The following is a 25,218-nucleotide window of genomic DNA, read 5'->3' on the forward strand; positions in this document are numbered from 1 at the left end:
TTTAAATCTATTTTTTAAAGCTGATAAACTTCTCTAACCTCCTTTCCTTTTTTATTTGTAATCACTTCACCTTTCGGTAAATGCACTAAAATTAATCTTATATCTACCCAACCTTTGAAACCAAAGGCGAAGCTCTTCTGAAATTTAAATTTTTGAATCAGCTTAACTATCTCTTTATCAAATTCTTTATCTACTATAATAACCCCTGTTATAAAAGTTGACATATGCTCTGAGTGAGGTTTTACAAAATCATCTACAGCAAACTTTAAATGTTTTATAAAAGTTTGAACCTTTTCTTTGTCTAAGTCTTTAAAATATTTTATTATACAGTATTCATTATTCTCGAAAGCATAAATAGGGATTTTTTTAGTTGCCAAATACTTTTCATTTCTTAAATAATACTTGCCAAACAAATCTATTTTCATTTCTTTATATGTATATTCTTTTTCTATGTCAAAATGTCTTTTAAGCTTATTTTCTAAATTTTCTATATATTTTGTGTATTCCATGCTTTCTCTCCTATTCGCTAAAAAAATTCTATACTGTAACCAATATGAAATAATTCCCATTTTATTCATTATACAAAAATTCAGACTATATTAAAAGATTTTTTACAAAATCTGCAAACGCATTTACATGAATTGCCATAATCTTATACATGAAATGCATTATTTTATACACGAAATGCAAGATAAGTTACATAAAATGCAAATAAAATGACGAGTATTTCTACTCGTCATTTGTTTATCCTCTTACAGTAGCTGCACCTTTTTCAAGAGCTTCTTTATTTAACGGAAGCAAATGCTCTTTTGCAGGCCCAAATACTTTCTTTAGTGCTGCAAGAATTGAATCTATTTCAACAACCTTTGTAATTTCTAAGAATGCACCAAGCATAACCATATTTGCAACTTTTCCGTTCCCTAATTCATTTGCAATTTCATTAGCTGGTACATAGTAAGCTTTCACATCATCTCTTGATGTTTTCTGATCAATCAATGAACTATTTATAAGCAGTAATCCATCCTTAACAAGGCTTTTTTCAAATTTTAAAAGAGAAGGTAAATTCATAACAATAGCAGAAGTTGCATCTATTACAATAGGAGAACCTATTGGTGTGTCTGAAACAATCACACTACAGTTTGCAGTACCTCCGCGCATCTCTGGTCCATAGGATGGAAGCCAAGAAACATTTTTTCCTTCTATCATCCCTGCATAGGTTAAAAGCTGGCCCATAGACATAACACCTTGACCGCCAAATCCAGCACAAATAATTTCTTGTGTTGCCATATTATTTCGCCTCCTCTGGTGTACGGAAATTTCCTAATGGATAATAAGGAATCATATTTTCTTCTAACCATTTTAATGCTTCTGTAGGTGCTAATCCCCAGTTTGTTGGACAAGTTGAAAGAATTTCAACAATACCAAATCCTTTTCCTTCCATTTGTACTTCAAAGGCTTTCTTAATCGCTTTTTTTGCTTTTCTTATGTTTGCTGGTGTATTAACAGCAACCCTTTCTACAAATACTGCTCCAGAAATAGTTGCAAGCATCTCAGAAACTTTCAGAGGCATACCAGAATGTTCTTTATCTCTTCCATAAGGTGCAGTAGTTGCCTTTTGACCAATTAAAGTAGTAGGTGCCATTTGTCCACCTGTCATACCATATATAGCATTATTTACAAATATGGTTGTTATTTTTTCTCCTCTGTGAGCTGCATGTATTATTTCTGCAGCTCCTATTGATGCCAAATCCCCATCTCCTTGATAAGTAAATACAATATTATCCGGATCAACTCTTTTTATTCCAGTTGCAACAGCAGGAGCTCGCCCGTGAGCAGCTTCATGCATATCACAGTTAAAATAATCATAAGCAAGTACAGAACAACCAACAGGAGCAACACCTATAGTTTTTCCTAAAACATCCAATTCTTCTAAAACTTCTCCTACGAGTCTATGAATAATCCCATGAGTACATCCTGGACAATAATGAGTAGGAATATCTTTTAGTCCATTGGTTCTTTTAAATACTACAGCCATTACTTTACACCTCCTAATATCTCTTTTACTTTCTGTGCAATTCCATCTGGTGTAGGAATCATTCCACCGCTTCTTCCATAGAAATGAACAGGATATCTTCCTTTATTTGCAATCTTTACATCATCGATCATTTGACCCATGCTCATTTCAACAGATAATAAAGCTTTCACCGTTTTTGGTATTTCATCAAAAGCTTTCATTGGGAAAGGCCATAAAGTAATTGGTCGAATTAAACCTACATTAATTCCTTCTTGTTTTAGTGCAGCAATTGCATTTTTAACTATTCTTGATGTAGTTCCATATGAAACAATGACTAATTCTGCATTTTCTATATTATACATTTCATAGCGTACTTCATTTTTTTCTATTAAATCATATTTTTCTTTTAATCGAATATTATGTTTTTCGAGTTCTGCAGGATCTAATGCTAAAGAATTTATTATATTTGGTTTTCTTTTACCTTTTGTTCCAGTTGTAGCCCAATCCTTTGGAGGAATCTCACGTTTTGGAAGTTCCTTAAATTCAATTGGCTCCATCATTTGTCCGATCATACCATCCCCAGATATGACAACTGGATTTCTATAATAATCTGCAACATCAAAAGCCTCCATCGTTAAATCAACTGCTTCTTGCAGCGTTGCAGGTGCATATACAATCAATCGATAATCTCCGTTTCCGCCTCCTCTTGTATTTTGGAAATAATCAGATTGAGCAGGCTGAATACCCCCAAGTCCAGGACCTCCACGGGATATGTTTACAATAACACAAGGAAGCTCTGCTCCTGCAATATAACTAATACCTTCTTGTTTTAACGCAATTCCTGGAGATGATGAAGAAGTCATTACTCTAGCCCCAGAGCCAGCTGCACCATATACCATGTTTATTGCTGCAACTTCACTCTCTGCTTGAACAAAACATCCTCCTGCCTTATGAAGTTCTCTTGCCATATATTCAGGTAATTCATTTTGTGGTGTAATAGGATATCCGAAGAAAAACTTGCATCCACCTTTGATTGCTGCTGCTGCAATCGCTTCATTTCCCTTCATTAATATTTTTGCCATTTCTTTTCCCTCCTTATTTCTCCATTTCTCTTTCAACAGTAATTACCAAATCAGGACACATTGTTGCGCAATTACCACATCCAATACATTTATCCATTTCCTTTTTACAGTTGCAGGATGATATCCTTTTATATTGATTCTTGTTCTATCCATTTTTACAATATTTACTGGACAGACTGTTGTACACAATTCACATCCCTTGCATAAATCTTCTCTAAATGAAACTCTTCCTTTTGCTTTTGCCATAATGCAACCCTCCTTAATCTTTACATCCACTTTTCTCGCATATACATATTTATTGAAAAAACTTCTCCTTCCATATTCTCTGGAAGAATTTTTGCAACCTCTTCTAGGGTACTTATATATTTAATTGGAATATTTAATCTATCAGAAACCTGCTTTACTAATGTTTGTCCTCTTACTACATCTTCTACTGTTGTTTCTCTTAGTAAATGCGTATTGTTTACAAGTCCTGTCACACGTCCCCTTGCAACAGCTTCAATTGTTTTTATATGATGAATTACTCCTTCAACATCTGCTGTTTGCGGTCTATTAGCATTAATTACTGCAAACATATCATATTGTCCATCTTTTAAATAGGTATGATATCTTCCTAATACCCTAGCACCAATAGCATCTCCGCCTACATCTAATATAACTTCGTAAGATTCATCTTGTAGAGGCATCAAAACAGAAGATGCTACTGCAGGCAAATCAGAACCTAGTGATTTTTCTATATGACTTCCAATTACTGTCACACCCAAATTCTTTAGCATTTCTTCTTTTTCCCTACTTCTAAAATAAGGATTTACAATATCAAGATCTGCCAAAGCTACTTTTTTTCCCATTTCAGCAAGCTTTACTGCATAATTTACAGCAAATTCTGTTTTTCCGCTACCGTAGTGTCCAATAACTATTTTTATTCTCTTATCATTTAACATAGGATCACCTTTAAATATATTCTTTTGCTTCTTCTTCTCCCCTTAATACTCTTAAAGCCCCTTGAGCTAAAGCAATCATTTCCTCTTCTCCTGGATATACGATTACTTCTCCAATGAAAGCTACACGATCCTTAATCCATTTCACAAATGTTTTATCATAAGCGATTCCACCTGTTAATACTACAGCATCTACTTCTCCTTTTAATACAGCTGCACAGCTTCCTATTTCTTTTGCTATTTGATAAGCCATAGCTTTATATATTAATTCTGCTTTTTTATCTCCCTCTTCAATCATTTTACCTACCTCTCTACCATCATTGGTTCCAAGATAAGCAACTAATCCACCTTTTCCTTTAATTCTTTTCTTAATTTCATCTATTGTATATTTACCTGAAAAACATAATTTTGCTAAATCTCCTACTGGAAGCCCACCACTTCTCTCAGGTGAGAATGGTCCTTCTCCATCTAATGCGTTATTAACATCGACTACTTTTCCCTTTCTATGAGCTCCTACTGAAACACCGCCGCCCATATGAGCTACAATAAAATTCCCTCCTTCATACTTTTTCCCTAATTCACTTGCTGCACATCTAGCAACAGCCTTTTGATTTAATGCATGGAATATACTTTTTCTCTCTATTTCAGGCATTCCTGATATTCTTGCTATGTCATCCATTTCATCTACAACTACTGGATCTACAATGAAGCTTGGAATATCTAGTTGCTTTGCAATCTCATTTGCAAGGATTCCTCCTAAATTGGAAGCATGTTCTCCTAAAACACCTACTTCTAAGTCACTAAGCATCTTCTCAGATACTTTATAGGTTCCTCCTTCAATAGGCTTTAACAAACCTCCTCTTCCTACAACTGCATTTATTTTTGTAATGTTAATCCCATTATCGTTTAAAGTATCTAAAATTACCTGCTTTCTAAATTCATATTGATCATATATTCTTTCATATTTATTAATTTCTTGCGCACTATGTCTTAAAGTCGTCTCCAATATCGACTTTTCATTATCAAATACAGCAATCTTTGTAGATGTTGATCCTGGATTAATAGTAAGAATTCTAAACACTTTTGTCATAGTCTCTCCTCTCCTTCTGTCCTACTTTTCATTTTTGGCAGCCATTAAAACAGCTAAAGCAATAGAATACAGCTTTGTTTCATCACTGTCTGCCCTAGATGTAAGCACCACAGGTGCTTTAGCTCCCACAATGACACCTGCATTTTTTGTATCTGCAAAAAACACCATAGATTTATACAAAACATTTCCTGCATCTATATTTGAAACAAGCAAGATATCAGCACATCCTGCAACGGGATGATCGATTCCTTTATGTTTTGCTGCCTTTTTGTTTACCGCATTGTCTAATGCAAAAGGTCCTCCTACCATACACCCTTTGATTTCTCCACTTTTATTCATCTCTTCTAAATCTTTTGCATCTACTGTTGATGGCATTTTAGGATTTACCTTTTCTTTTGCACACACTACTGCTACTTTAGGACTGTCTAAATCGAGTGCATGAGCAACTTCTACTGCATTTTCTATTATTTGCTTTTTCGTCATTAAATCAGGTTCAATATTCATAGCTGCATCTGTTACAAATATTAAACGATCATAACCTGGCACTTCAAAAACAGCCGTATGACTTAATACATTTCCTGTTCTCAAGCCTATATCTGGATTAAGTACAGCCTTTAGAATAATAGATGTATCTACTAACCCCTTCATAACCATGTGTGCTTTACCTGTTGATACAAGTTCAACAGCTTTTAAACTAGCCTGCTTAATATCCTTTTCATCAATTATTTCATAAAGTGAGAGGTCTATATTATTAGCATTTGCAATTTCTTCAATTTTTACTTTGTCTCCAACAAGAACTGCATCTGCAATTCCTAATTTTTTTGCTTCACTTACAGCTAAAAGAACCTCTAAATCCTCAGCTGCAGCAACAGCAATTGTCTTTGGTCCTCTTTCCTTTGCAAATTTTATTATATCTTTCATATTTTGAATCATTTATTTCACCTCTTCTTCGTAAATCTTTGCTTTTTCCTGCCCCGAAAGAACTCTATTTACGCCTTCATTCAGTGCAAGCATTTCATCTTCTCCAGGATGAATGAGTACAGGTGCAATAAAACTTACTCTTTCTTTTACAAAGTCGGTTAACATTTTAGAATATGCAATACCGCCAGTAAGTACAATAGCATCTACTTTTCCTTCAAGGACTGCTGCCATTGCTCCAATTTCTTTAGCTATTTGATAACCCATTGCTTCATAAACAAGTTTTGCTTTTTCATTTCCTTCTTTTATCATCTTCTCAACTTCTCTTGCATCATTAGTACCAAGATATGCAACCAAACCACCTTTTCCAGTAAGTTTTTTCTTAATCTCAGGCAAAGTATACTTTCCTGAAAAACACATTTTTACTAAATCTCCTACTGGAAGTCCTCCGCATCTTCCAGGTGAAAATGGCCCCATTTCATTTGCATTATTAGCATCTACCATTTTTCCTTTTCTAAGGGGTACGATAGAAATACCTCCTCCTAGATGAGCCATAACCATATTCAAATCATCTACATTACAATTTTTCTCCTTAGCCACTCTATGAGCTACTGCTTTTATGTTTAAAGCATGCAAAAGGGATCTTCTTTTTATTTCAGGCATTCCTGATATTCTTGCTAATTCATCAAATTCATCTACTGCTACTGGATCTACAATATAAGCATTAACACCCGCTTCGTCCGCAATACTTTTTGCAATAATACCACCTAAATTTGAAGCATGTTCACCTTGCACACCTATCTTTAAGTCTTCAATCATAGCATCTGTTACTATATAAGTACCGCTTGGCATAGGTTTAAGCAATCCTCCCCTGCCTACTACTGCTTTAAGATTGCTTATTTCAAAGCCTTCAGATTTCATCCATTCTAAGATTATTTTACGCCTTAAAGCAAATTGTTCCACAATCTTACTGAATTTATCTAGCTCCTCTGGTGAATGACTTAAATCCTTCTGTATAACGTTTTCATTCTCTTTAAACAAAGCTACCTTTGTTGACGTTGACCCTGGATTAATAACCAAAATATATTCTTTAGACACTTTTTCTCACCTCATCACCATTTGTTTATCATACTTATCGCAAGATACATGCCAAAAACTTGCGTTTTGCTTTTAATTTTTATCTTTTTCCTATCATTTTCTACAACATTTGAATTTTCTTAAGTTTAAACATGCATTTTCTATTTATAAAAATACTTTTTAAGCATATATATTCTATGGAAAAAGCATAAAAAATATCCAGCGCAAATTTTTGCATGAAAAAAAATGCACAGTAGAATTTGATGTGCAAAAAATTGCATATCAAATTTTATGCTATATTTTCCATTTTGTAACATATTTTGGAATTTGTCAAGAATTTTAATTATTTTTAAAATTTTTAAACATAAAAAACACACATTTTTGTGTATCAGAATGTAGACAAAATAAAATTTATGAATTAAAAATAAAAGCGAATAATTACAAATTTTTAGCAAAGAAAACTTGATGAAGAATTTCAGAAAAATCCGTAGGCTTAGCATGGATGCTAAGCCAGCATCCTACAAGACAGGACGTCTTGATTAGGTGCATTAGGATTTTTCGAAATTATGAATCTTAATTTTCTCTAAAAATTTGTTTATGAGCATTATTTTTCAATTCATTTATAAATATAACTTTGTCAACAAGCAAATACACATTTTTGTGTGTTTTTATATTTCTATATCATATTTCTTTAATTTATAATATAAATTTCTTATTGATATTCCTAAATGTTTTGCCGTATTAGTTCTATTGTAATTATTATTTCTCAATACAGTTAAAATATATTTTTTTTCACTTTCTGCTACAACTTCTTCTAACGTTTTATTGGTTATATCTTCTCTTTCATAGCTATCTATATCCTCTTTAGGTATTTTCCTTTCTGTTGTAGCAAGATGCTTCGCCCTAATAATCATTTCATTAAATTTCATATTAATCATTGCACGTCCAATAAAGTTTTCTAGCTCCCTTATATTACCTGGCCAGTCTAAATTTTTTAAAATATTTAAAGCATCAGATGATATAGTCTGAACAAACCTTCCATATTCTTGATTATATTTATTAATAAAATGCTTTACCAATAAAGGAATGTCTTTCTTATGGTGTCTAAGGGGTGGTATAATAATAGGAATCACATTTAATCTATAATAAAGATCCTCTCGAAATTTTCCTTGCTTTATTGCTCTTTCTAAGTCTAAGTTCGTAGCAGCAATAATCCTTACATCAATAGAAATAGGTCTATTTCCACCGACTCTAACCACTTCTTTTTCCTGTAATACTCTTAATAGCTTAGCCTGTGTACTTAAACTAATCTCTCCTATTTCATCAAGAAAGATGGTTCCTCCATTAGCCTGTTCAAATAAGCCTTTTCTTCCTCCCTTTCTAGCTCCTGTAAATGCTCCTTCTTCATAACCAAACAATTCACTTTCTAATAAATTTTCACTGATTGCTGCACAGTTTACCCGAACAAATTGTCTATATTTTCTATTACTTGCATTATGAATTGCATGAGCAAATAATTCTTTTCCTGTTCCACTCTCTCCCCTAAGAAGTACAGTTGCAGGAGTAACAGCTACTCTTTTAGCTCTATCAATAGCAGATATTAATTGCTCATCTTCTCCAACAATATCCTCAAAGGTATATTTTGCTTCTAACTTTCTTATAATTTGTTTTGCTTGATCTAATTCATAGGTAAGCCTTTTAATCTCTGTCAAATCATGCAGTACTGCCACACTTCCCCTTAGCTCTCCATCAACAATAATAGGTGCAGCATCTGCTAGTACAGTTTTTCTAGCTGGTCCTACCTTTAGCCTAGCATTTTTTACAGGTTTTTTTGTCTTTAAAACCTTCAAATGAATACTTTCTCCTTGTGCAATATCAACCGTACATATTTTTCCTATAATTTGCTCTTTAGAAAGTCCTGTTAATCTTGTATAAGCTGGGTTAACCATTACCCCTATCCCATTTTCATCTACAACAGATATAGCATCTTCTGTTGAATGAAATATTGCTTGAAGCATACTTTGTATTTCTTTTAGATTTGTAATTTCTTCAGCTAATTCCTTAATCTCTGTAATATCACGAAATACTGCAACAGCTCCTATCACTTTTCCAAAGTCATCTTTTACAGGCATACGATTGGTAATAATAGATACATGGCCTAGGGGCTGCTTGCGATTCAATTCAGATTCTCCAGTTTTTAGTATATATGGAAGCCTTGAATTTGCTACAACATCTGTTATATATTTTCCGATTACATCTACTCCTTCAAGCTTTGTAAGCTTTTTAGCAGCCTTATTAAAAAGCGTAATTATTCCTTCGTTATCAACTGCTATCATTGCATCATGGGTAGAATCTAATATTACCTCTAACTCTCTTTTCATAGACCGTTCCCCTCAATATCCGCTTCCTCATTTAGCTTTATACTTTCTATAATAAGATCTACTTCCTCAGGGATCATCTCAACCTTTTCAACTTTCTTAGATAGATCATATTGAATGTCAATAACATACAATCCTTCTTCTAAATCCTTTCCATCTATAAAAAGCTTTATATCTTCTTTATGAATTTTATCAATCATACTTTCAATAGCATATACATGAAAATTTATCTTTTCAGGGAATTTACTTAAATCTGCTACATAATCTTTCTTTAAATTCTCTATTTTTACTTCTTCTTTTGAAAATGTAAATGTTTTGTCTTCTATTTTCTCAACGGATATAAATACTGTTGGTTTTTTCTCTAAATAAGGTATGCTAATACCATCTGGCAAAACTAAATCTATCTCTTTTTTAATAGATTTATCTAATTGATTAATATTCACAGGTTTTGCCTTTATTTCAGTAATTCCTTCTATAATTTCTTTTCTTCCTTTCACAATTACCTTATCTTGACTTAAAATCTTACTTGTTATTTTAAAGCCTTCCTTTACTTTTCCTTCATAAGATATGACTATTGGTACTTCTTTTATCCTTAATATAGGTAATTTTACATCTACATATTTGTTTTTTACCTCTACTCCATTTACTTCTTTGCCTTCTCTATTTACGGCCTTAACAGGTATTCTCTGTATAACATCTGCTTCTTTATCAGCTACATTCACATCTGCTATAACCATTGTTACAGTATTTACAAGGCTTTCAGGCCCTTCCACAATCACTTCGCTAGGAGATATACTAGCTTTATCAGGTTCAAAGCCTTCAGCAGACATGCCGATAGGTTGTACCATAACTATTTTTTGTCTTTTTACAACTTCATCTAATGTAATCTTTATTTGTTTTGGAGATAAATCTACAATACTCGCATTTGCTGGGGTACTTATCTCAACAGGTACACTATTTACCCCTTTATGAAATCCTCTTAAATCTGCCCTAGCTACTATATCTTGTGGACGAATCTTATAGATATCATTTCTTCTGCCACCAATTTTAACATTTACTGTAAAATCCTTCTGCCCAACAACGATTAAGCCTGACTGCTCTAAATCTTGTAAATTTAGTAACTGTACTTCTACATTAGTAAGTTCAATAATACTTTGAGGATTTACTTCTCCCATTACATAAAGCCACATAACAATAGCAAAAACAATTGAAATCATTTTTGCAGTAGTATTTCTCTGAAAAAATCTACTATTAGCTATATTACTTTTAATTTTTTTCCAAATAGTCTTCATCTTTTTGCCTCCACTTCCATCTAAATAAAGGCTTTTGGTTTTCAGGCTTATATACATTCTTTAAGATAGATCTTAATGTTTTTGCATCTAAATATCTAGAAATTTTTCCATCTATAGCTACTGATATAGAACCTGTTTCTTCAGAAACCATAATAACAACTGCATCACATTTTTCAGTAATTCCTATACCAGCTCTATGTCTTGTTCCCAATTCTTTGCTTAAATTTGGATTTTCTGTAAGTGGTAATACACAACTAGCAGCCATTATTTTATCTTTTCTTATGACTACTGCACCATCGTGAAGAGGTGTATTAGGAATGAATATATTAATAAGAAGTCCAGAAGAAATATCTCCATGAATAAAAGTTCCTGTTTCCATTACATCTCCAATCCCTGTTTCTCTCTCTATTACAATTAATGCTCCAATCTTTTTTCTTGATAAATATGTCACTGCTTCAACTATTTCCTCAATATTATTGCTTACATCCTCACGAGACATCTCTACAATAGACTTTGTAAAGAATTTGGTTCTTCCTATATGTTCAAGGGCTCGTCTTAACTCGGGCTGAAATACAATAAGCAATGCAATCATCCCAAGAGTCATCGCATTTTTTAAAATCCAATTTGTAACATAAAGCCTTAGCAATTCACTAATCTTTGTAGCAATTAGTAATACTACTAATCCTTTTAAAACCTGCTCAGCACTTGTATGACGAATAAGCATCAATAATTTATAAAAAACAAAAGCTACAATCGTCATATCGATTACATCTCTTATTCCTATATTTGAAAAAATCTCCAATACCTCTTTCAATATAAACACCTCTTCAAAATATGATCATTTATACCATTCCTCTTTATTTATTATTCTAATATAGATATAAAAAAACCTTCAAGTAGTTTCAAAAATTTTTATTTTAGGACATATTGATTATTTTTTACTAATACATCAACATTTGTAAAAACGAAATATAAAAAGATGTTTTTTGTATTTCAAACTGTAGACAAAATAGAATTATTAATGAATAAAAAATAAAAGCGAATAATTGCAAAGCTTTAGCAAAGAAAACTTTATGAAGAATTTCAGAAAAATCCGTAGGCTTAGCATGGACGCTAAGCCAGCATCCTACAAGATAGGATGTCTTGATTAGGTGCGTTAGGATTTTTCGAAATTATGAATCTTAGTTTTCTCTAAAGATTTGTTTATGAGTGTTATTTTTCAATTCATTGATAAATATAACCTTGTCAACAAGCTATATAAAAAGATGTTTCTTTTAAAAATTGAATACACATGTTTCTTTTATTTTGTGGCAAAATAATTAGAAAGAAACATGAAAGGATAGATGGTTATGAATAAAAAACGCGTTAATAAAATAATAGATGGTAAAATTCCTAGCAAAGACGATTTAATTGTCGATTCAATTAAAGATCAACTCGAAGAAAAAATGCAAGCAAGTGCAATGGATATTAATGTATTTTGCAAAGATGGCTATGTTCATATGTCTGGTATGGTAGATGTTCTTTCTGAAAAAAAGACAGCAGAATCTATTGCTAAAGATATTGAAGGTGTCAAAAAAATTGAAAATAAAATCACCGTTGCAATGGACAGCAATATAACAGATAAACACATGGAAAAAGAAGTAATTAATCAATTGCAAAACAAAAAAAATCTTTTAGGCGTTGGAGTAAAAGTAGAAGATGGTGTTGCCAATCTTTTAGGTTCTGCAAATACCTTAAAGGATGCTCATAGTGCTATGGCTGTTGCATCTGAAGTTAGAGGAATAAAAGATGTTGTAAACAATATAAAAATATCAAATGCAGAATATGATGATGCACAGATAAACAGTCACGTAACACAATCTCTTAGCACTACAAATCTAAGCTATAAAGACATTGCTCATTCAGTGAATAATGGAAAATTAACCCTGAGTGGCTATGTAAATAGCAAAGAAGAAATGGAACTTGCAAAAGAAATTGCAATGGGAGTAGAAGGGGTTAAAAAAGTCATTAACAAACTGAAAATAAGAAAATAACAAAATGCCCAAATTTTCTTGGGCATTTTATAATTTCCTGGGAAATATTCATAAATTCTACAAATTCATCATTCTACATTCAAATCAATAAGATCAAATTTTGTCACATCAAATAACCCCATATCTGTTAATTTTATCTCTGGAATAACTGGCAATGCAAGAAAAGCTAATGTCATAAATGGATCAATTTTTTTATTTACCCCTAAATCATAAGCTATCTTCATCATCTCTTTTAATGTAGTATCTACCTTTTCAATAGACATATCCGACATAAGCCCTGCAATAGGCAATGGCAATGTTTTTAAAACTTTTCCATTTGAACAAATAGTAATGCCTCCGCTATATTTTATTATTTCATTAATTGCAATAAGCATGTCTTCATCATTATCTCCAATAACAATAAGATTATGAGAATCATGTGCAACAGTAGAAGCAATTGCACCATTTTTTAATTTAAAATCTTCTACTAATGCCAATCCTATATTTCCAGTTTCTTTATGTCTTTCTATCACAGCCATTTTTAGTATATCTAATTGTTTGTTAAATTTAAATTTCCCTTTTTCTGTTTCTATTTTTCTTACTACTTTTTTGGTAATTAAGCTATGGGGCAATATCTTTATAACATTTGCAATATCTGAATTAATATGAATCTGAAGCTTTTCTAAATCTATTTGTCCAACATGAACTGTATCTAAAACAGAAGGATTATATTTTACTTTTGTAGAAAATAATGCTTTTTTATTCTCTGCAACACATTTTCCTTCTTTATATACCTTTGTTATATTAAATCTTTCTAAATCATCAAGCACAATCAAGTCTGCCTTATATCCAGGAGCAATAGCCCCTATATTTTTAAGTCCATAACACTCAGAAACATTTAAAGTAGCCATATTTATTGCAGCTACAGGATCCATTCCATGTTTAATTGCCTTCCTTATATTGTTGTCAATATGACCATACAGCAAAAGGTCTTCTGGATGCCTATCATCAGTACAAAATAAACATCTTCTCATATTTTCCTTCGTTACACCTTGTATCAAAGTTTCTAAATTTCTAGCAGCAGAACCTTCTCTTATTTGTACATACATGCCTAGTCTCAATCTATTAAACATTTCTTCTAAACTGCTACACTCATGTTCTGTTTTGACACCTGCTAATACATAAGCATTCAATTCTTTTCCTAAAATAACCGGTCCATGCCCATCGATTATTTTATCTTTAGCAATTTTAATTTTTTCTAGTATTTTTTCTTCAGCATTTATTACTGCCTCATAGTCCATTAATTCTCCTAACCCCAAAACCCTAGGATGATTAATCAATTCTTTTAATTTTTCTGCGTCTAAAACAGCTCCTGCATTTTCAAATGATGTAGCTGGTACACAAGAAGGAAGCATAATATATACAGATAAAAAAATATCTTCACTTTCATCAAGTATATACTTTATTCCTTCTAATCCACATACATTTGCAATTTCATGAGGGTCTGCAATAATTGTAGTAGTTCCTCTTGGTACAATCGCCCTTGCAAATTCTGCTGGTGTAACCATAGAAGATTCTATATGCACATGTCCATCAATAAGTCCAGGAGCTACATATTTACCATCTAAATCGATTTCTTCTTCTCCATCATATGTACCTATTCCTATAATAATTCCTTCTTCAATTGCAATATCAGCCTTTATAATTTCTTCCGTAAATACATTTATAACATTACTATTTTTGAGTACTAAAGATGCTTTTCTTCTTCCTGCAGCAATGTCGATTATATCTTTCCTCATATTATTGCTCCCTTCCTTCTTCTTTAAGTGCCTTTAAAATCTTCTCTGGTGTAATTGGAATTTCATATAATCTAACTCCTATAGCATCATATACTGCATTTAATATTGCTGGTACTACAGGAATTATAACTGGTTCTCCAATTCCCTTAGCTCCAAATGGAGCTGTCGGTTCTGGATCTTCTATTATAATTTTTTCCAAATCTGGCATATCTAAAGCTGTGGGAATCAAGTATTTTGATAATTTATTATTGATTATTCTACCATTTATACAATCTATATTTTCCATAATACCATAGCCTACTCCCATAGCAAAGCCTCCATCAATCTGTCCTTCAATCAGTTCAGGATTAATAGCTATTCCCACATCTTGAGCACAAACTCCTCTAATTACTTCTACAACGCCTGTTTGAGTATCTACTTCTACCTCAACTCCATAACAGTTAAACGTATAAGGATAATAAGGTGCTCCTTGCCCTGTTTCATCATCAATTTTAGTTGTTTTAGCTTTAAATGTCCCTTTTACTTTTATTTTTTCATTCTGTACTAACTCCTTAAAGCAAACAGATTTTTGCGGAAACGAATCTAAATAAATCCTCTTATCTTTCATTTTCAATCCTAATATAGTATTTAGTTTAAGATAATCTTTTGCCCTTTTTAATAATTCCCTTTTTAAACCGTCTGCAGCTTTTTTTACAGCATTTCCTGTATTATATGTTTGCCTGCTTGCTGCAGCCGTACCAGAGTCTGGGGTTTTTGAGGTGTCTTCACAAACAATTTCAATATCATCTACTTTTAATCCTAAAACTTCAGCCGCAATCTGTATAAGAACAGTCTTTGCTCCCTGTCCAACCTCTGTTGCACCAACATAAATAGTAACATTTCCTTTTTTATCTACTTCTGCTATAGCATTAGACACATCAGGAAAGCCATTACCATAACCCGTTCCATAAAAAGATACCCCTATCCCCTTTCCCCTTTTTTTCATAGTTTATCACCTCTAGTCTAAAAACATTCTATTTTTTACTTCTTCTATACATCTAGAAAGTGGTACACTTTCATTTAGCACCTGTCCATTTGCAGTTACACTTCCTTTTTTAAAACAGTTTAGTAACCTAAATTTAATAGGATCTATTCCAAGTTTTTCAGCCATTATATCCATTTGTTGTTCTGAAGCTATAGGTACCTGTGTAGCCCCAAAACCTCTCATAGCACCACAAAAAGGATTATTAGTATAAACAGCATAGCTATCAATCTTCACATTTGGAATTTCATAAGGACCTGTAGCATGTATGCCTGCTTTTCTCATTACATTTACAGCCCAAGATGCATATGCTCCCGTATCTCCTATAAGTGTCGCTTCCATCGCCAAAAGTTTTCCTTTCTTATCTACACCAGTTTTATATTTCATAATAATTGGATGTCTTTTCCCATGAGCATAAAATGACTCTTCTCTTGTATAGACTGCTTTAACTGGTCTTTTTGTAAAATATGCACCTAAAGCTAAATGTATTTGCAAAGTAATATCTTCTCTTCCTCCAAAAGCTCCCCCTACAGCTGGATTTATAATTTTTACCTTATCTAATTCTACTCCTAGGGCCTCTGCCACCTCTATTTGATCAAAGTGAGGATATTGTGTAGCTACACAAACACAAATTCTTCCTTCTTTGTCTATATAAGAAACACCAGCTTCGGGCTGTAAAAATGCAGGATCTACCATTGAAGTTTTATAATTTCTTTCTATAATCAAATCAGATTTTTTAAATCCATCCTCTACATTCCCTTTTCTGCATTTGTAATGATATACTATATTGCTTTCTCCATGAATTTTAGGAGCAGTATCCTTCATAGCTTCACAAGGATCAAAAACAGCTTCAAGCTCTTTGTATTTTACTTTTATCATCTCACATGCTCTTATTGCCACTTTTTCTGATTTTGCGATTACAAATGCAATTGGATCTCCTATTCTACGTACTTTTTTAGAGCAAAACACCTCATGATCCTTAAATAATACCCCGTGATGATTCTTTCCTTCTACATCTTCATAGGTAAGAATCTTTACTACACCATCTAATTTTTCAGCTTCTTTTTTATCTATTCTAATCATTGCATGCGGCTTTGTAGATCTAAGAGTTTTTCCATATAACATACCTTCTAAATATATGTCTTGAGGATATATTGCTTCCCCCTTAACCTTTGATTTTCCATCTACCCGTATTACCCGACTTCTGACTATTTTAAAAGGCTTCATTTTTGTTCCCCTCTCATCTTTTCAGCAGCCAGTTCAACAGCTTCTACAATTTTGTTATATCCTGTACATCTACATAAATTTCCTGATACTCCTTCTCTAATTTCTTCCCTTGAAGGATTATGGTTTTTATCTAGTAATGCTTTTGCTGATAATACCATACCAGGGGTACAAAATCCACATTGGACAGCTCCCTTTTCTAAAAAAGCCTCTTGAATAGGATGTAGCTTCTCTCCATCTGCAACTCCCTCTATTGTAGTAATATTGCTCCCATCTGCTTGGTGTGCTAAAACTAAACACGAATTGACAGTCCTTCCGTTCATTATAACTGTACAAGCACCACATTCTCCCTCTCCGCATCCTTCTTTTGTTCCTGTAAGATTTAGTTTATCTCTTAATAAATCAATCAATCTTAAATCATAAGAAACATCTAACGTATACTTTTTATTATTAATTATAAGACTGATTTTTTTCACTTTATTGCCCCCTTTAACGCATCCTCAAAAGCTTTCAAAAACAATCCTTTAACTGCCTCTTTTTTAAATTCCATCGAACTTCTTCCTTTTAGCCTCTCTTTCACAATAATACTGATTTTATCTTTAGCCTCCTCTAATAAAGCATTACTCACCCTTTTATCCTTTAATATATCCTCTATTTTAAATTCTCTTTGTGGATATTTACCTAAAGCTCCTGTGGCTATTTTTATATCTTTAATAATATTCTCTTTTAATGATATATATACAGCACAAGAAATTCTTGAAATAGCCAACGCTTTTCTAAGTCCTAGCTTTTCAAATGAAGTCCCTTCACTCTCTTTAGGAATCTTAAATTGTATTCCATATAAAATTTCATCTTTACATATATTAACCTTTCCTATATAAAATTCTTTTAATGGAATCCACCTTTTCTTTCCTTTTCCTATAATCAAAAGCTTTGAATCTAATGCCAATAAAGGAGGGATAGCATCTGCTGCAGCAGATGCATTACAAATATTTCCTCCAATAGTAGCCATATTTCGAATCTGTGGTGAACCTATTTGCTTGCAAGCCTTCCATAAACAATAGACCTTATTTTTTATAGTTTGATTCTCCAAAATATCTATAAACCTTGTTCCTGCCCCTATCATAATTAAATCATTATTAACATTTATAAACTTTAATTCTTCTATTTTTCCAATATCCATTATTATATTTCTATCATCTTTATTTTTTCGCAAATCAATTATTAAGTCAGTTCCTCCAGCAAGTATTCTTATATTTTCTCCATAACGCTCCAAAATCTCTAACCCTTCTTCTAATGTGGAGGGTTTTATATAATCTTTAATCATTCTATTTCCCCCTAAAGGATTTTTATTTTCTTTAACTGTTCCTTTAATATCCTATTGCTTTCACTTATTACAGCATCTTCATCAATAGTTTTTAGTTGTCGATTTTCCATTAAAATATTTCCATCTACAATAGTCGTCATAACATCTTTACTAGATGCTGAATAAACTAGTTGTGATATTATATCTACATTTTCATAAGGTGCATTGTGTATATTTTTCAAGTTTAAAATAGCTAAGTCTGCCTTTTTCCCTTTTTCAATACTACCAATCTCGCTTTCTAGTCCCATTGCTTTTGCTCCCTCTATTGTTGCCATTTCAAATACCGTATGAGCAGACATAGTTGTAGGGTCAAGCAATCTTGCTTTATGTATCAAAGCAGCACTTCTCATTTCACCAAAAATGTCTAGGTTGTTATTACAAGGTGCTCCATCTGCACCCATAGACACATTAACACCCATTTTCAACAATTCAGGTATTTTTGCAATACCAGAAGCCAGCTTCAAATTAGAGTTAGGACAATGGGATACTTTTGTTCCTGTATCTGCTAAAATATTCATTTCTTCTTCATCTAACCAAATACAATGAGCCAAAATCAAATTTTCTCCTGTTAATCCTAATTTATGAAGATAAGCAATATTTCTCATCTTTCTATCCTTTTGAACTAGTGCAATTTCACTTTGATTTTCAGATGCATGAGTATGTACCATAACCCCATATTCCTCAGCCAAATCCTTTACCTTTAAAAGCAACTCTTCTGAACATGAAACAACAAATCTAGGTGCAAATGCATATTGAATCCTTCCATTTCCTTTTTGGTGCCATTTTTTTAATATCCTTATACTTTCTTTAATAGAATTTTGTGTATCTTCCATTAAAGAATCAGGTAAATCTTTACCATAATCCATCATGCATTTACCCATATGAGCCCTTATTCCAGATCCTAAAACAGCTTCAAAAGCAGCTTCCGTATGATTTACTGTTTCCATATCTATAATGGAAGTCGTTCCTCCTTTTATTAGCTCTGCAATCCCAAGCTTTGCTGAAATATAATTAGATTCATACGTATGAACAGCCTCTAATGGCCATATTTTCTTTTTTAGCCAATCTAGTAATTCCAAATCATCTGCTTGCCCTTTAAATAAACTTTGAGTTAAATGAATATGTGTCTGAATAAGCCCTGGAATAATAATCATTCCATCTGCATCTATTACTTTTTCTGCATTAGCTTCTAAATTTGGTCTAATATCTATGATACGATCATCCTTTATAAATATATCAGCTTTTATATACTCTCTTTTTTTATTCATTGTTACTATCGTTCCATTTTTAATGATTAAAGTTCTTTCTGGCATTTTTTATCCTCCTTTTAAACCCCTATTCCATATAGGGATATAGCAAATTTGTAGATAAAATAAAATTATTATGAATAAAAAATAATCCGTAGGCTTAGCATGAATGCTAAGCCAGCAGCCTACAAAACAGGATGTTTTGATAAGGTTTTAATACTACATTGCAAACTTTAATATAAACAATACAGCTAATATATAAAGTGGAATAGATACTTCTTTTGTTCTTCCTGTCAATACCTTTAAGAAAACATAAGATAATATACCAAATACAATTCCTTCTGCAATACTATAAGTCAAAGGCATCATAATAATAGTCAAAAATGCAGGAATCGCTTCTGTAAAATCATCTAAATTGATTTTCTTAATAGGTGACATCATAAACAAACCTACTAGAATTAAAGCAGGAGCTGTTGCCGCACCTGGTACTATTGTGAGAATAGGTGAAAATAATAATGCAAGAATAAAGAATATTCCTGTTGTCAAAGCTGTAAGACCAGTTCTTCCTCCCTCTGCAACACCTGCTGCACTTTCTACATATGTTGTAACTGTACTTGTTCCTAATATTGCTCCAAACGTAGTTCCTACTGCATCAGCAAATAATGCCTGCTTAGCTCTTGGAAGTTTTCCTTCTTTATCTAGCATATCAGCTTTAGATGCTACCCCAACTAATGTACCTAATGTATCAAATAGGTCTACAAATAAAAACGTAAACATTATTACAACCATATCAAGAGTGAATATTTTTGAAAAATCAAGCTTAAAAAATATTGGAGCTATTGATGGTGGTGCACTTATAATTCCTGAAGGCTTTGGTGTAACACCTAAAGGTAACCCAATAATAGTTGTTATTACAATGCCTATTAAAAGAGCTCCTTTTACATTTTTAGCTAGTAAAATTCCAGTAATAAGTAAACCAATAAGCGCAAGCACTACCTTAGGATCTCCCATATTCCCTAATGCAACCTTTGTTGCTTCATTAGATACAACAATTCCTGCATTAGCTAAGCCTATAAAAGCTATAAATAAGCCGATTCCTACACTAACAGCATGCTTTATATTCATAGGCATACTATTGATAATAGCTTCTCGAACGTTAAAAAATGTTAATATAATGAAAATTATCCCCTCTATAAAAACCGCCGTTAAAGCGAATTGCCATGAATATTTCATTCCTAATACTACTGTAAATGCAAAGAACGCATTTAGTCCCATCCCAGGAGCTAATGCAAAAGGATAATTTGCATAAAACGCCATAATCAATGTAGCAAAAGCTGCTGCTATACAAGTAGAAGTAAATAACGCTCCTTTATCCATCCCTGTCTCACTTAAAAAAAGTGGATTTACAATTATAATGTAAGCCATTGTCATAAAAGTAGTAATCCCTGCCATAATTTCTGTTTTTACATCTGTTTTATTTTCCCTAAGTTTAAAGGTTTTCTCTAAAAATGCATTCATTCTTATACCTCCTATATATTTTTAATGATTAATTCAAAAAAAAGACAAAATTTCAAACCCATTGTTTTTAAAATTTTGTCCTTTGATTTATATAGATAAGCAATATCAACATAAAAAATATAAAAAGAGCGTTTTTTTATGTTTTCTTTCAATGTTGCTTACCTATGTTTTATTTAACTGTTTCTAAAACCTTAAAATTATTTACATCTATAAGCCCCTTATCTGTAATCTTCCATTTTGGACTAGTAGATAATGCTAAGAAAGACAGATGCATAAAAGGTGCATGCACCGTACAACCTAATTCTTCTTTTACTATTTCTTCTAACTTTGCAACTTTACTGCTTACCTCACTACCTGATAATTCATCCGTAATCAAACCTCCTACTGGAAGCCTTAATTCTTCTATAATTTTTCTATTCTTCGCTACAGCTATGCCTCCACCCATATCAATCACACGATTAACAGCCGTTAGCATATCCTTTGTATTAGTTCCTACTACAATAATATTATGAGTATCATGAGCTACACTCTCTGCAAAAGCTCCAGATTTTAGTCCAAATCCTTTTACAAAAGCTTTTCCTATATTTCCATTTCTTCCGTACCTTTCTATACATGCAATTGGCAGAACATCTTTCTGTGTATCCCCTTCTATCTCCCCATTTCTTACCTTCATCTCAAATTCTAAGCATCCTGAAAGATTCTGATCTGGAATTAATTCTATACATCTTACAAAAGCACTTTGTCCATCTGCTTTTATTTTTAGTTCTTCCTCTACTAAAGGTTCTCTATTTACAGAATTTTTAACAATATTTGGATATGTATATTTAGGCATATCTATTAGTAGTTTTTTTGAAACAGCAACTAGTTTTCCTTCAATGAATACCCCTTCTACATTCATCTGATATAAATCGCCAATAATAGCTATATCAGCAAGTTTTCCTGGGGATAAATCTCCTCTATCTTCTAATCCAAAATAAGTCGCAGGATTAATTGTTACCATCTGAATAGCTTCGATTGGATCTACCCCTTGAGCTATTGTTCTTCTTACAATTTCATTCATATGTCCTAGCTTTTCTAAATCTTCAGCTACCATATCATCTGTTGCCAAAATACATCTTCTAGAATCTAGTCCCTCTTCCGTTATAGCCTTAATACACTCAGCCATATTTTTCTGAGTAGAGCCTTCTCTCATAAATACATAAACGCCTTGCCTTAATTTTTCTACACATTCTTCCTTAGTCGTTGTTTCATGACAAGAGCATTTTCCTCCTGTTGTAATTATATGTGCAGCTAGTTCATTTCCAAACAGCTCAGGTGCATTTCCATCTACAATTTTTCCAATACTTCTTGCATACGTAGTAGATGAAATCAAATCATCCAAAATTTCTGGTGTGTTCTTGTATACATGTTTTGCATTACTAAATCCTTGTAATTCTCCAATACCAATTACATTTTGATAATTTAATAATTCTTTCATATCCTTTGATGTAATGTCATATCCTGCTGTTTCTAAACTTGGACAATCTGGTGTTAATGCAGGTACAACCAAATGAACATGATTTACAACTGTACTTGCTTCTTTTGCCATAGCTTTTATTCCAATAGGTCCGAGTGCATTTCCGATCTCATGAGGATCTGCTATTAAAGTAGTTGTTCCTGATGGAATAGACAATCTAGAAAACTCTGTAATAGTTAGCATGCTGCTTTCAAAATGCATATGAGAATCTATGAATCCTGGAGAAATATATTTTCCTCTAACATCTATAACAATAGTATTTTCATCAATTAATTTTGATGCATCTCCAACCATTAAAATATATTTTCCTTTTATCGCTACATCAGCCTTGTAAGCTTCCCTAGTTAATACATTTATTACATCTCCACCACAAAGAACAATATCAGCAAACCCTTTACCACCCATCAATACATCTACTAATTCCCTATATTCTATGGCCTTTTTTATATGAAGGACATCCAACATATATCCCCCCTTACTGTTGTTCTTTACAAGGAAGTTCCTTGTATACATCGATATTATCAATAATTCCTATAATAGCTGCATCAATTGGAGATTGTGTTTTATTTGCAGCAAATCTAGCAGATGTTCCCTTTGTAAATAAAACCAATTCCCCAATCCCAGCACCTACTGTATCAACTGCAATAATTGGGCAACCTTGTGGATTTTTTTGTTCATCTAAACATTGTATAATCATCAATTTATATCCTGTAAGCCTTTCATCCTTTCTAGTTGCTACAACATTTCCTAAAATTCTTCCAATTTGCATAATTTTCTCCTCTCTGTGGAGCACTAATCCTTTATTAACAAAATATTTTTCTCTTTTGCAATGTCCTTAGCTAATGGTGTAATAATGCTGTTTTTAGACAAATAATATTTATCTGTTTTTCCAACTAATTCTAAAATATCTTTTTTTGTAATAATTTTTCTTTTTTCCTGCTTTTCATCAATACTTTTTAATGCTTTAACACAATCATAATATTTGCCCCACTTAACACCAAGCTTTTCAAGAAATTGTATATTTTCATGAACAATTTTTTTCAAATAAGTATTTTTTGTATCTTTTCCATTGCAGTATTGTAAATATTCTTTATTCGCAATAACCTTCTTTCCATGCCATAAAGCCTGCCAAATAACGAATGTATCTATTGTATCCTGCATCCCGAATCTTAATTTTGCAGCCATATTCTGCGTAAATACTGGAACCCAAAGGATATCTATTTTTTCTATAATCTGAATATCTTCTTTTGTATATATATCTTTTTGATTGATTCTATTTTTTAATAATTCTTTCTCTAAAATATCTTTTGTTTTTTCTGATAGAATGATAGAAACATCAATATCATTCTCTTTAAGCTTCTTTATTGAATTAATTTCTTCATTTTTTCCTGTAAAAACCATAAAAATATTATTAATTTTTGAAATTTCTTTCTTTCTTTTTTTTACTTCCTCTTTTTCTAGTCCTTTTATAATCCCATCAAGAACTTCTTTTACGAGTGCATTTCCTTTCATTTAAACACCTCTATAAGACTATATTCGTGCTTTATTCTCCTTTTAAAATCACTCGTTCAACTTCCAAATGCGGTCTTGGTATAACATGTACTGAATGTAATTCTCCAACATTTCTTGCTGCCTCTGCTCCAGCATCTGTTGCAGCTTTTACAGCTCCTACATCACCTCTTACCATAACTGTAACCAAGCCAAACCCTATTTTTTCATATCCTACAATATTTACATTTGCAGCCTTTACCATTGCATCAGCTGCCTCAACTGCTCCTACTAACCCTTTCGTTTCAATCATACCTAATGCCTGACCCATACCCTATTCCTCCTTTTTATCATCATTATTATTATTTTTTAGATTTTTACTAAATTGATGAATAAATTTATCAACTTCATCATGAGGTCTAGGAATGACCCTATAAGATAAAACTTTTCCAACTCTCTCTGCAGCCATTACTCCTGAATCAATAGCAGCCTGTACTGCTGCTACTTCTCCAGCTATTTGTACTGTAACACTTACAGATTTTCCTGCTCCAATAATTCTTTCATATCCTATAATAGTTATATCTGCTGCTTTAGAAGCTGCATCTAATGCAGTTATTGCTGCACCTAATCCAACTGTTTCAATTAACCCTAAAGCTGCACCCATTTTCTAGCACCTCCAAATAAATCCTATTTATTTCCGAAGCGCTTGCAGCTGAATTCCTCTAAGGTCATCATCCTTTTTGCATTCACTTCTTTTACTTCTGTTTTTAAATAATCATCCCACTTCATTGTATAACTAGATGCTTTTTCTTCTGCTTTAGCTCCCTTATACATAACATCCTTTAATAAAGCTTCATAATGCTTATCTATCTTAAAATTTCCTTCTTTAACAGCTTCTTTTTTAATCTTATTTGCAATATTGTTCATAATGGATTTTGCCAATGGATTTGCCATAAAAACACCCCATTAGATTTTTATAATATTTTTTCTACTTCATCATGCGGTCTTGGAATCACATTCATTGAAATAATTTCTGCCATATCTCCTATTGATTCCTTTGCACTATCAATAGCCGCCTTTACAGCTGCCACTTCTCCTCTCACCATAACAGATATAACCCCTGATCCTACAAAATTAAAGTCAACAAGCTTTACATCTGCTGCTTTTACCATACAATCAGCAGCTTCAATAGCTGCTACCAAACTTCTTATTTCAAAGATTCCTAAGGCTTCCTTCAT

27 protein-coding genes and 1 pseudogene are annotated in these 25,218 nt (G+C 32.5%); 1 reads left to right on the forward strand and 27 read right to left on the reverse strand.

Annotated elements, in window-relative coordinates; genetic code table 11:
- Window positions 1-14: 14 nt before the first annotated feature.
- The 13 genes and pseudogenes from FQB35_RS12920 to cdaA all read right to left on the reverse strand — a co-directional run bounded on the left by FQB35_RS12920 (window position 15) and on the right by cdaA (window position 11,612).
- Window positions 15-509: a hypothetical protein gene (locus FQB35_RS12920; protein ID WP_148810318.1), complete on the reverse strand. Its 495-nt coding sequence runs from the start codon at window positions 507-509 to the stop codon at window positions 15-17.
- A 235-nt stretch (window positions 510-744) separates the two neighbouring features.
- Window positions 745-1,287 carry a 2-oxoacid:acceptor oxidoreductase family protein gene (locus FQB35_RS12925; RefSeq protein ID WP_148810319.1) on the reverse strand — a complete coding sequence of 181 codons (543 nt, stop codon included), beginning with the start codon at window positions 1,285-1,287 and terminating at the stop codon, window positions 745-747.
- Between the two features lies 1 nt (window position 1,288).
- Complete coding sequence (locus tag FQB35_RS12930; RefSeq protein WP_148810320.1) at window positions 1,289-2,035, reverse strand: thiamine pyrophosphate-dependent enzyme; 747 nt, start codon at window positions 2,033-2,035, stop codon at window positions 1,289-1,291.
- Window positions 2,035-3,096, reverse strand: a complete 1,062-nt coding sequence (locus FQB35_RS12935) for a 3-methyl-2-oxobutanoate dehydrogenase subunit VorB (RefSeq protein ID WP_148810321.1) — start codon at window positions 3,094-3,096, stop codon at window positions 2,035-2,037. Before FQB35_RS12935 ends, FQB35_RS12930 begins: the two co-directional genes overlap by 1 nt.
- A gap of 13 nt (window positions 3,097-3,109) precedes the next feature.
- Complete coding sequence (locus FQB35_RS16680; RefSeq protein ID WP_408625504.1) at window positions 3,110-3,193, reverse strand: 4Fe-4S binding protein; 84 nt, start codon at window positions 3,191-3,193, stop codon at window positions 3,110-3,112.
- Window positions 3,194-3,279: 86 nt separating this feature from the next.
- A pseudogene (locus FQB35_RS16685) lies at window positions 3,280-3,342 on the reverse strand (hypothetical protein); the annotation flags it as partial.
- Window positions 3,343-3,362: 20 nt separating this feature from the next.
- Window positions 3,363-4,037 (reverse strand): nucleotide-binding protein, encoded by a 675-nt coding sequence (locus FQB35_RS12945; RefSeq protein WP_148810322.1) that lies wholly within the window; start codon window positions 4,035-4,037, stop codon window positions 3,363-3,365.
- A gap of 10 nt (window positions 4,038-4,047) precedes the next feature.
- Entirely contained in the window at window positions 4,048-5,124 is a 1,077-nt protein-coding gene (buk, locus tag FQB35_RS12950) for a butyrate kinase (RefSeq protein ID WP_148810323.1), read from the reverse strand.
- A gap of 21 nt (window positions 5,125-5,145) precedes the next feature.
- On the reverse strand, window positions 5,146-6,057 hold the full coding sequence (gene ptb, locus FQB35_RS12955; protein ID WP_148810324.1) for a phosphate butyryltransferase: 912 nt from the start codon (window positions 6,055-6,057) through the stop codon (window positions 5,146-5,148).
- Window positions 6,058-7,140 carry a butyrate kinase gene (gene buk, locus FQB35_RS12960; protein ID WP_148810325.1) on the reverse strand — a complete coding sequence of 361 codons (1,083 nt, stop codon included), beginning with the start codon at window positions 7,138-7,140 and terminating at the stop codon, window positions 6,058-6,060.
- A 647-nt stretch (window positions 7,141-7,787) separates the two neighbouring features.
- Window positions 7,788-9,500, reverse strand: coding sequence for a sigma-54 interaction domain-containing protein (locus FQB35_RS12965; protein ID WP_148810326.1), 1,713 nt, complete (start codon window positions 9,498-9,500; stop codon window positions 7,788-7,790).
- Window positions 9,497-10,789 carry a CdaR family protein gene (locus FQB35_RS12970; RefSeq protein ID WP_168198354.1) on the reverse strand — a complete coding sequence of 431 codons (1,293 nt, stop codon included), beginning with the start codon at window positions 10,787-10,789 and terminating at the stop codon, window positions 9,497-9,499. The genes FQB35_RS12965 and FQB35_RS12970 overlap by 4 nt, the downstream gene beginning before the upstream one ends.
- Window positions 10,764-11,612 carry a diadenylate cyclase CdaA gene (gene cdaA / locus FQB35_RS12975; protein ID WP_333473034.1) on the reverse strand — a complete coding sequence of 283 codons (849 nt, stop codon included), beginning with the start codon at window positions 11,610-11,612 and terminating at the stop codon, window positions 10,764-10,766. The genes FQB35_RS12970 and cdaA overlap by 26 nt, the downstream gene beginning before the upstream one ends.
- Before the next feature lie 526 nt (window positions 11,613-12,138).
- Here cdaA and FQB35_RS12980 point away from each other — a divergent pair.
- The gene (locus FQB35_RS12980) at window positions 12,139-12,822 is read left to right on the forward strand and encodes a BON domain-containing protein (protein ID WP_168198355.1); all 684 of its coding nucleotides are present in this window, start codon (window positions 12,139-12,141) and stop codon (window positions 12,820-12,822) included.
- A gap of 68 nt (window positions 12,823-12,890) precedes the next feature.
- On the opposite strand, the gene ade (FQB35_RS12985) is transcribed toward FQB35_RS12980, so the two are convergent.
- From ade (FQB35_RS12985) to FQB35_RS13050, 14 genes are all read right to left on the reverse strand, one after another.
- Window positions 12,891-14,600 carry an adenine deaminase gene (gene ade, locus FQB35_RS12985; RefSeq protein ID WP_148810329.1) on the reverse strand — a complete coding sequence of 570 codons (1,710 nt, stop codon included), beginning with the start codon at window positions 14,598-14,600 and terminating at the stop codon, window positions 12,891-12,893.
- Window position 14,601: 1 nt separating this feature from the next.
- Window positions 14,602-15,585: a xanthine dehydrogenase family protein molybdopterin-binding subunit gene (locus FQB35_RS16570; RefSeq protein ID WP_148810330.1), complete on the reverse strand. Its 984-nt coding sequence runs from the start codon at window positions 15,583-15,585 to the stop codon at window positions 14,602-14,604.
- Between the two features lie 12 nt (window positions 15,586-15,597).
- Window positions 15,598-16,848 carry a xanthine dehydrogenase family protein molybdopterin-binding subunit gene (locus tag FQB35_RS16575; RefSeq protein ID WP_148810331.1) on the reverse strand — a complete coding sequence of 417 codons (1,251 nt, stop codon included), beginning with the start codon at window positions 16,846-16,848 and terminating at the stop codon, window positions 15,598-15,600.
- Window positions 16,845-17,321 (reverse strand): (2Fe-2S)-binding protein, encoded by a 477-nt coding sequence (locus tag FQB35_RS13000; RefSeq protein WP_148810332.1) that lies wholly within the window; start codon window positions 17,319-17,321, stop codon window positions 16,845-16,847. The genes FQB35_RS16575 and FQB35_RS13000 overlap by 4 nt, the downstream gene beginning before the upstream one ends.
- Window positions 17,318-18,172 carry an FAD binding domain-containing protein gene (locus tag FQB35_RS13005; RefSeq protein WP_148810333.1) on the reverse strand — a complete coding sequence of 285 codons (855 nt, stop codon included), beginning with the start codon at window positions 18,170-18,172 and terminating at the stop codon, window positions 17,318-17,320. Before FQB35_RS13005 ends, FQB35_RS13000 begins: the two co-directional genes overlap by 4 nt.
- A gap of 11 nt (window positions 18,173-18,183) precedes the next feature.
- Window positions 18,184-19,524 carry a 5'-deoxyadenosine deaminase gene (locus FQB35_RS13010; RefSeq protein ID WP_148810334.1) on the reverse strand — a complete coding sequence of 447 codons (1,341 nt, stop codon included), beginning with the start codon at window positions 19,522-19,524 and terminating at the stop codon, window positions 18,184-18,186.
- Window positions 19,525-19,677: 153 nt separating this feature from the next.
- Window positions 19,678-20,976, reverse strand: coding sequence for an NCS2 family permease (locus FQB35_RS13015; RefSeq protein ID WP_148810335.1), 1,299 nt, complete (start codon window positions 20,974-20,976; stop codon window positions 19,678-19,680).
- Window positions 20,977-21,145: 169 nt separating this feature from the next.
- A complete protein-coding gene (ade, locus tag FQB35_RS13020) occupies window positions 21,146-22,954 on the reverse strand; it encodes an adenine deaminase (protein ID WP_148810859.1) in 1,809 nt (602 codons plus the stop codon).
- Between the two features lie 13 nt (window positions 22,955-22,967).
- Complete coding sequence (locus tag FQB35_RS13025; RefSeq protein WP_148810336.1) at window positions 22,968-23,261, reverse strand: EutN/CcmL family microcompartment protein; 294 nt, start codon at window positions 23,259-23,261, stop codon at window positions 22,968-22,970.
- Window positions 23,262-23,284: 23 nt separating this feature from the next.
- Window positions 23,285-24,004 (reverse strand): hypothetical protein, encoded by a 720-nt coding sequence (locus tag FQB35_RS13030; RefSeq protein WP_148810337.1) that lies wholly within the window; start codon window positions 24,002-24,004, stop codon window positions 23,285-23,287.
- 31 nt (window positions 24,005-24,035) lie between these two features.
- The gene (locus FQB35_RS13035) at window positions 24,036-24,311 is read right to left on the reverse strand and encodes a BMC domain-containing protein (RefSeq protein ID WP_148810338.1); all 276 of its coding nucleotides are present in this window, start codon (window positions 24,309-24,311) and stop codon (window positions 24,036-24,038) included.
- A 3-nt stretch (window positions 24,312-24,314) separates the two neighbouring features.
- Window positions 24,315-24,644 carry a BMC domain-containing protein gene (locus FQB35_RS13040; RefSeq protein ID WP_148810339.1) on the reverse strand — a complete coding sequence of 110 codons (330 nt, stop codon included), beginning with the start codon at window positions 24,642-24,644 and terminating at the stop codon, window positions 24,315-24,317.
- Between the two features lie 23 nt (window positions 24,645-24,667).
- A complete protein-coding gene (locus FQB35_RS13045) occupies window positions 24,668-24,934 on the reverse strand; it encodes a hypothetical protein (RefSeq protein ID WP_148810340.1) in 267 nt (88 codons plus the stop codon).
- Window positions 24,935-24,954: 20 nt separating this feature from the next.
- Window positions 24,955-25,218 carry a BMC domain-containing protein gene (locus tag FQB35_RS13050; RefSeq protein WP_148810341.1) on the reverse strand — a complete coding sequence of 88 codons (264 nt, stop codon included), beginning with the start codon at window positions 25,216-25,218 and terminating at the stop codon, window positions 24,955-24,957.

The sequence above is a fragment of the Crassaminicella thermophila genome, assembly GCF_008152325.1.
Taxonomy (GTDB): domain Bacteria; phylum Bacillota; class Clostridia; order Peptostreptococcales; family Thermotaleaceae; genus Crassaminicella_A; species Crassaminicella_A thermophila.